4 protein-coding genes are annotated in these 6,693 nt (G+C 68.0%); all 4 read left to right on the forward strand.

Going from position 1 to position 6,693, the window contains the following annotated elements; all coding sequences use genetic code 11:
• Positions 1-44: 44 nt before the first annotated feature.
• The 4 genes from AB2385_RS10880 to AB2385_RS10895 all read left to right on the forward strand — a co-directional run bounded on the left by AB2385_RS10880 (position 45) and on the right by AB2385_RS10895 (position 6,627).
• Complete coding sequence (locus AB2385_RS10880) at positions 45-740, forward strand: ZIP family metal transporter (RefSeq protein WP_367655017.1); 696 nt, start codon at positions 45-47, stop codon at positions 738-740.
• Positions 741-1,575: 835 nt separating this feature from the next.
• Positions 1,576-4,617, forward strand: a complete 3,042-nt coding sequence (fdnG, locus tag AB2385_RS10885; RefSeq protein WP_367655018.1) for a formate dehydrogenase-N subunit alpha — start codon at positions 1,576-1,578, stop codon at positions 4,615-4,617.
• 4 nt (positions 4,618-4,621) lie between these two features.
• A complete protein-coding gene (locus AB2385_RS10890) occupies positions 4,622-5,413 on the forward strand; it encodes a 4Fe-4S dicluster domain-containing protein (RefSeq protein ID WP_367655019.1) in 792 nt (263 codons plus the stop codon).
• A complete protein-coding gene (locus tag AB2385_RS10895) occupies positions 5,410-6,627 on the forward strand; it encodes a hypothetical protein (protein WP_367655020.1) in 1,218 nt (405 codons plus the stop codon). Before AB2385_RS10890 ends, AB2385_RS10895 begins: the two co-directional genes overlap by 4 nt.
• The last annotated feature ends 66 nt before the right edge of the window (positions 6,628-6,693 follow it).

A 6,693-nucleotide genomic window follows, 5' to 3' on the forward strand; every position in this document is an offset into this window, starting at 1 on the left:
AGGCTGTCCCACAGGGCGTATACATGCCCCCGGAGGGGGGCGCGATGGGAGTCGTCACACTGGTCTCGCTCACGGCCGCGCTGGTCCACATGGCCGGGGGATGGGTGGCGTTGCGGCTGGCCGACGTGCGCGGCGAGGTGGAGCAGGTTGCGGCCCTGGGTGCGGGCTTCCTGGTGGGCACCGCCCTGCTGTCTCTGGTGCCGGGGGCGGTGAGCGCCCCCGGAGGGGCGGGGGCCCTGGGCGCGGGGTTCGGCCTGTTCTTGCTGCTGCGGGCGCTGGTGGGTGGCCGGCAGGGCGGGGAGGAGGGGACGGGTTCCGCCTGGACCGCGCTGGCCAGCATGGGCCTGCACAGCCTGCTGGAAGGGGTGGCGCTGGGGCTGGCGCTGCGGCATGCGGGCCCGGCCGCGCGGCTGGTGGTGATCGGGCTCATGCTGCACAAGATCCCCGAGGGCATCAGCGGCGCCGCGCTCTTCCGCACGGCCACCGGCTCGACCCGGGTTGCCCTGTTCAACCTGGCGACCGCCGCCACGGCCACCGTGGCCGGCGCCTGGCTGGGATACCTGGGCGGCGGGGGCGCCCTCACCGCGGGCGGACTGGGCATCACCGCCGGCGGCATCCTCTACGTGGGGGCGTCCGAGTTGCTGCCGCGGGCCCTGCGGCGGGAGGAGCTGCCCTGGCTGTCACTGCTGGGGATGATGCTGGTCTACGTGCTCCTGCGGGCTGGCGGGCACACGCACTGAGTGCCCGCCCCGGCCGCGCGTTACGTGGCCCCACACGGACCGGCACGGGACCGGGCGCCCGGCCCGATCCCCGGCGGGGCCCTGTGTGTCTGCATTCCCCGGCCAGCCTCTGTCGCGCCGGTGCGCCGCCGGCCATGGCCCGGCCCGTGTGGCGACCAGCCTCCGGAGGCGCCGTTGTGGCCGGGTAAATGAGGGCCTCACCGGCAGCCGGGCCAGTCTGTGCCTCCCCCGCGCTCCCGCGGACGGCCTGGCCTTGCTGCAGGCGCAAGACGCGTAAATCTGCAGGTGACTTAAAACGCGTCTCACCCATGCCACACATCCAAACTTTCGGAATAACGCTCAAGCACTATGGTCGTGATAGCCTTCACAATCTGCGCATGTAGACTGCCTAGCATGGAATACCTAGTTCTATATAACTGCCAATCATCCTGATACGCCGCCACATGGCTATGAACAAAGGGCGGGTCCACACCAGGGCCCGCCTATCTGTCTCTACACAGGCCGCGCCCGTCCCGGCGGCCACGAGACCGCGGGAGATAGGCAGAAGTGAGCATCACAGCGGGAAGATACCGCCTGATGGCCCCAGCCAAAAGGACCTATCCAACGGTCGTTCGCCCCGGCTTGTGAAGGGGGTAACATCCACCGTCGGGATTGTGATCGCGCTAACAATTAGACCCAGGAGCCAAGCGTACCATCACAAAACCTCCACCCTGACCTATTTTCCGTCCGCCTAGACCAAAGGTAAGCTGAGAGTAAACCGTTCGTCCAGAGGAACAGCGCACCCATAGCACTTTGGATCGAAACGGTCTTCTCTGACCACATGGGGGTGGAAGTCTTGACACTGACCCGGCGCGAACTGCTGAAGACATCGCTGGCGGCGGGCGGAGCCCTCTCCCTCCTGGGGCTGGCGGATGAGGCGGAGGCCGGGACCCGCGGCGAGCTCAAGCTGGAGGGGGCCAGGGACTACCGGACCATCTGTCCGTACTGCTCGGTGGGCTGCGGCATCCAGCTGTGGGTGAAGGACGGCGAGGTCGTGCACGTGAACGGCGACCCCGACCACCCGATCAACGAGGGCACCCTCTGTCCCAAGGGCGCGTCCATCCTGAACCTGCGGCTGGTGGCCGGCAAGGACAACCGCTACGTGCCCAATCCCCGTCGGCTGACCAAGGTCCTCTACCGGGCCCCCGGGGCCAGCAACTGGGAGGAGAAGGACTGGGACTGGGCCATCGACCGGATCGCCCGGAAGGTGAAGGAGGTGCGCGACGCCACCTTCGAGACGGTGGACGAAAACGGCGTCACCGTCAACCGCACCTTCGCCCTGGCCCACATCGGCTCGGCGGCCCTCGACAACGAGGAGAACTACGTCATCGGCAAGCTGATGCGCGCCTTAGGCGTGGTGCGGCTCGAGCACCACGCCCGCCTCTGACACAGCTCCACGGTGGCCGGTCTGGCCCCCTCGTTTGGCCGTGGAGCGATGACGAACCACTGGAACGACTACCAGAACACCGACGTGTTCATGGTGCTGGGCACCAACCCGGCCGAGAACCACCCGATCTCCATGCGCTGGATCGACCGGGCCCGGGAGACCCGGGGCGCCAAGCTGATCGTGGTGGACCCGAAGTTCAACCGCACGGCGGCGAAGGCCGATCTCTACGTGCCGATCCGTCCGGGCACCGACATCGCCTTCCTCGGCGGCCTGATGAACTACGCCATGACCCACGGCCGGTACTTCCACGACTACGTGGTGAAGTACACCAACGCCAGCTACCTCATCCACCCGGACTTCCAGTTTGAGGACGGCCTCTTCTCCGGGGCCCAGGTGGGCGAGGACGGCCAGGTGACCTACGACACCACGACCTGGCAGTACCAGCTCGACACGGAGGGCAACATCCTCAAGGACCCGACGCTCACGCATCCGCAGTGCGTCTTCCAGCTCATGAAGAAGCACTACAGCCGCTACACGCCCGAGATGGTCGCCGAGACCTGCGGCATGACGGTGGAGGAGTTCCTGGAGGTGGCCGAGCTCTTCACCTCCACCGGCCGGCCGGATAAGGCGGGCAACATCATGTACGCGATGGGCATCACCCAGTCGTCCCACGGCTCCCAGAACGTGCGGGCGGTGGCGATGCTGCAGCTGCTCCTCGGCAACATCGGCATCCCCGGCGGCGGCGTGAACGCCCACCGCGGCGAGTCCAACGTGCAGGGTTCCACCGACCTGGCGATGCTCTGGAACAACCTGCCCGGCTACATGCCGATGCCGGCGGCGAAGACCCACCCGACGCTCGAGGCCTACCAGGCGACGACGCCCAAGTCGGGCTTCTGGTCCAACCGGCGCAAGTTCATGATCTCGCTGCTGAAGGCCTGGTGGGGCGAGAACGCCACGCCGGAGAACGAGTTCGCCTACCATTACCTGCCGAAGCTGGACAGCCGCGACCACACCCACATGTCCATCTTCGAGGCGATGGGACGGGGCGAGCTCAAGGGCCTCTTCGCCTGGGGCCAGAACTTCGCCGTGGGCGGCCCCAACGTCTCGAAGGAGCGGGCGGCGCTGGCCAATCTCGACTGGCTGGTGGTGGTCGACCTCTTTGAGACCGAGACGGCGGCCTTCTGGAAGGGGCCGGGCATGAATCCGGCCGAGATTCAGACCGAGGTCTTCCTGCTGCCGGCCGCCGCTTCCTACGAGAAATGCGGTACCGTCACCAACTCCGGCCGCTGGATCCAGTGGCGCGACAAGGCCGTCGAGCCCATGGGTGACGCACACGACGACCTGTGGATCGCCGACCGGCTCTACAAGAAGCTACGGGAGCTGTACGCCACCGAGGGCGGGGTCTTCCCCGACCCGATCCTGAAGCTTCACTGGGACTATGACGACGGCAGCGGGCACCCGTCCTCCGAGAAGGTGGCCTTCGAGATCAACGGCTACACCTGGGCCGACCGGAAGGGCCTCACCAGCTTCGGAAGCCTCCAGGAAGACGGCTCCACCGCCTGCGGCTGCTGGATCTACACCGGCTACTTCGACAACTTCGAGACGCCGAAGTGCAAGAGCCGGGTGAAGGACGAGCCGGGCACCACCCTGGGCACCCACCTGGGCTGGGCCTGGGCCTGGCCGGCCAACCGGCGCATCCTCTACAACCGCTGCTCGGCGGACGAACAGGGGCGGCCGTGGGATCCGGAGCGGGCCCTGCTCTGGTGGGACGGCGAGAAGTTCACCGGCCAGGACGTGCCCGACTTCGCCGCCGCCAACCCGCCCGAAGTCTCGGCGCAGAACCCCTTCATCATGATGCAGGAGGGGGTCGCCGCACTCTGGTCCCCGTCCGGCATGAAGGACGGACCGATCCCCGAGCACTACGAGCCGGTGGAGTCGCCGGTGGCCAACCGGCTGAACCGGCGGCAGTTCAACCCCGCCATCACCATCTCCGGCAAGGGCGAGTTCGGCCGGCTCACCGAGGCCGAGGACCCCGACTTCCCGTACATCTGCACCACCTACCGGGTGACCGAGCACTGGCAGTCCGGCGCCATGACCCGGTCCCTCCCCTGGCTGGGCGAGCTGATGCCCGACATGTTCGTCGAGATCTCGCCGAGCCTGGCCGCCAGGCTGGGCGTGCAGCCCGGGGACCGGGTGGAGGTGACCACCGTCCGCGGCTCGCTGGTGGCCCCGGCCATGGTCACGCCCCGCATGCGGCCCGTGCGGGTCCACGGCCGGGAGATCGAAATCGTGGGCATGCCCTGGCACTGGGGCTACATGGGCAAGTTCACCGGCGCCTCCGCCAACGTGCTCACGCCGCACGTGGGGGATGCCAACACCAACATCCCCGAGTACAAGGCGTTCCTCTGCAACGTGAAGAAGGCCGGCGGCTCCGGCCCGGTAAGGGGGTAGGCTCATGGCTTACGGAATGCTCATCGACCTCTCCAAGTGCATGGGCTGCCGGGGCTGCCAGGTGGCCTGCAAGCAGTGGAACGACCTGCCCGGAGAGGAGACCAGCCTGGGAACGGACTACACCAACCCGCAGAAGCGGTCTGCCTACACCTGGACGACCATCGAGTTCATCACGGCCGAGGTGAACGGCAAGACCGTCTCCACCTTCACCAAGACCGGCTGCCTGCACTGCCTGGAGCCGGCCTGCGAGTCGGTCTGCATCGCCGGTGCCATCAAGAAGAATCCGAACGGCGCCGTCACCATCGACCACGACAAGTGCATCGGCTGCCGCTACTGCCAGATCGGCTGCCCCTTCGGGGTGCCCAAGTACGAGTACGACCAGGTCGTGCCCCGCATGCGCAAGTGCGACTTCTGCTTCGACCGCATCGAGGCGGGCCTGGAACCGGCCTGCGCGGCCACCTGCCCGGCCGACGCCATCATCTTCGGCGAGCGGGACGACCTGCTGAAGCTGGCCCGGGAGCGCATCGCCAGGGGCGGCGGCAGGTACGTCGACCACATCTACGGGGAGCACGAGGCGGGCGGCACCTCGGTGCTCTACATCTCGTCCGTGCCGCTGGACCTCACCGCCCTCAACACCGACGTGACCACCGACCCGGTGCCCAGCTTCACCTGGAAGGCCATGCGGCAGCTGCCGGCCCTGGTGAGCGGCGTGGCCGTGCTCTCGCTGGGGCTCATGGCCTACTCGAAGCGGCGGGCGCTGATTGAGGCCGAGCAGAGGGGAGGCGTGGCGCAGTGAGCACGACCAGCATGACGAGCACCTGCAAGCCCACGCGGCTCCTGCAGCTGGAGTGGTGGCGCTGGCGCATGACGCCGGGCAAGGCGCTCCTGCTCCTCCTGTTCGGTGCGGCCGCTGTTGTCGCCCTGGTGCGCCTCTTCGTGGGCCTCGGGGCCGTGACCGGCCTCAACGACTCGATGCCCTGGGGCCTCTGGAAGATCTACGACGTGGTGGTCGTGGTGCCGCTGGGGGCGACGGGGTTCGTGATGGCCTTCGTGCGCTACTTCACCCCGGGCGGCGAGCGGTACGAGTACATCAACCGCCGGGCGGTGATCTGGGCCGCGATCATGTACCTCTCGATGGGCGTGCGCCTGGCCTTCGACATCGGCATCCCCTGGCGCATCATCAACCCCATCGTCTTCGGCGGCAACCTGCACTCGCCGCTGTTTGAGATCGCCTGGTGCGTCTTCCTCTACCTGATCGTGCTCTTCTTCGAGAACATCAGCCGGGTGGCGGAGGAGCAGAAGCGGCCGTGGGTGAAGCGGGCCGACCACGCGCTGCACAAGATCCTGCCGGGCTTCGTGCTGGTGGGCGTGCTGCTCTCCACGATGCACCACTCCTCGCTGGGCACGCTGTTCATGATCACCGGCCGCCGCATGGACCCGCTCTGGTACCATCCGTGGCTGAACTACGTCTACCTGCTGAGCTCGATCGCCACCGGCCTCGGCATGATGATGGTGATCGAGGGCTTCACCAGCGCCTACTACAAGATCAAGTTCGAGCGTGACGCGCTGGCGCGGCTGGCCCCCTGGTGCGCCGGCTTCCTCTCGGCCGTGCTGCTCTGGCGGGTGGGCTGGCTGGCGGCGGATGGCCAGCTGGGGCTGCTCTTCGCCCCCCGGGTGGAGACCCTGCTCTGGTGGGCGGAGATCCTGGTCGGCTTCGTGGCGCCGATCGTCATCCTCTCCTCCCGGGCCCGGTATACCAGGGCGGGCCTGGTGGCCGGCGGCCTGCTCACCGTGCTGGGCATGATCGCCCTGCGCCTCAACGTGGGCTTCACGGCGCTGATGGGCGCCCTGGGTTCGCAGTACACGCCCAGCGTGGCGGAGATCCTGTTCTCCGTGGGCGCCACCGCCGGCACGGTGGTGATCTACACCTGGTTCGTGGAGACCCTGCCCTCCATCCTCGGCCCGCGGGTGCGGGAGACCGAGGAGGAGGCCGAAGCCGTGGGGGACTGAGGGCGGCGGCTGTGGCAGAGGGCGCGGCACGGGCCGTACCGGCCCCGGCCCCGCCCACCGGATTTC

Origin of the sequence: Symbiobacterium sp. (assembly GCF_040797425.1) — a bacterium.
Lineage (GTDB): Bacteria > Bacillota > Sulfobacillia > Symbiobacteriales > Symbiobacteriaceae > Symbiobacterium.

Coding starts and splice junctions, on each gene's coding strand:
- AB2385_RS10880 (WP_367655017.1), top strand. CDS start 45: ATGGGAGTCGTCACACTGGTCTCGCTCACGGCCGCGCTGGTCCACATG.
- AB2385_RS10890 (WP_367655019.1), top strand. CDS start 4,622: ATGGCTTACGGAATGCTCATCGACCTCTCCAAGTGCATGGGCTGCCGG.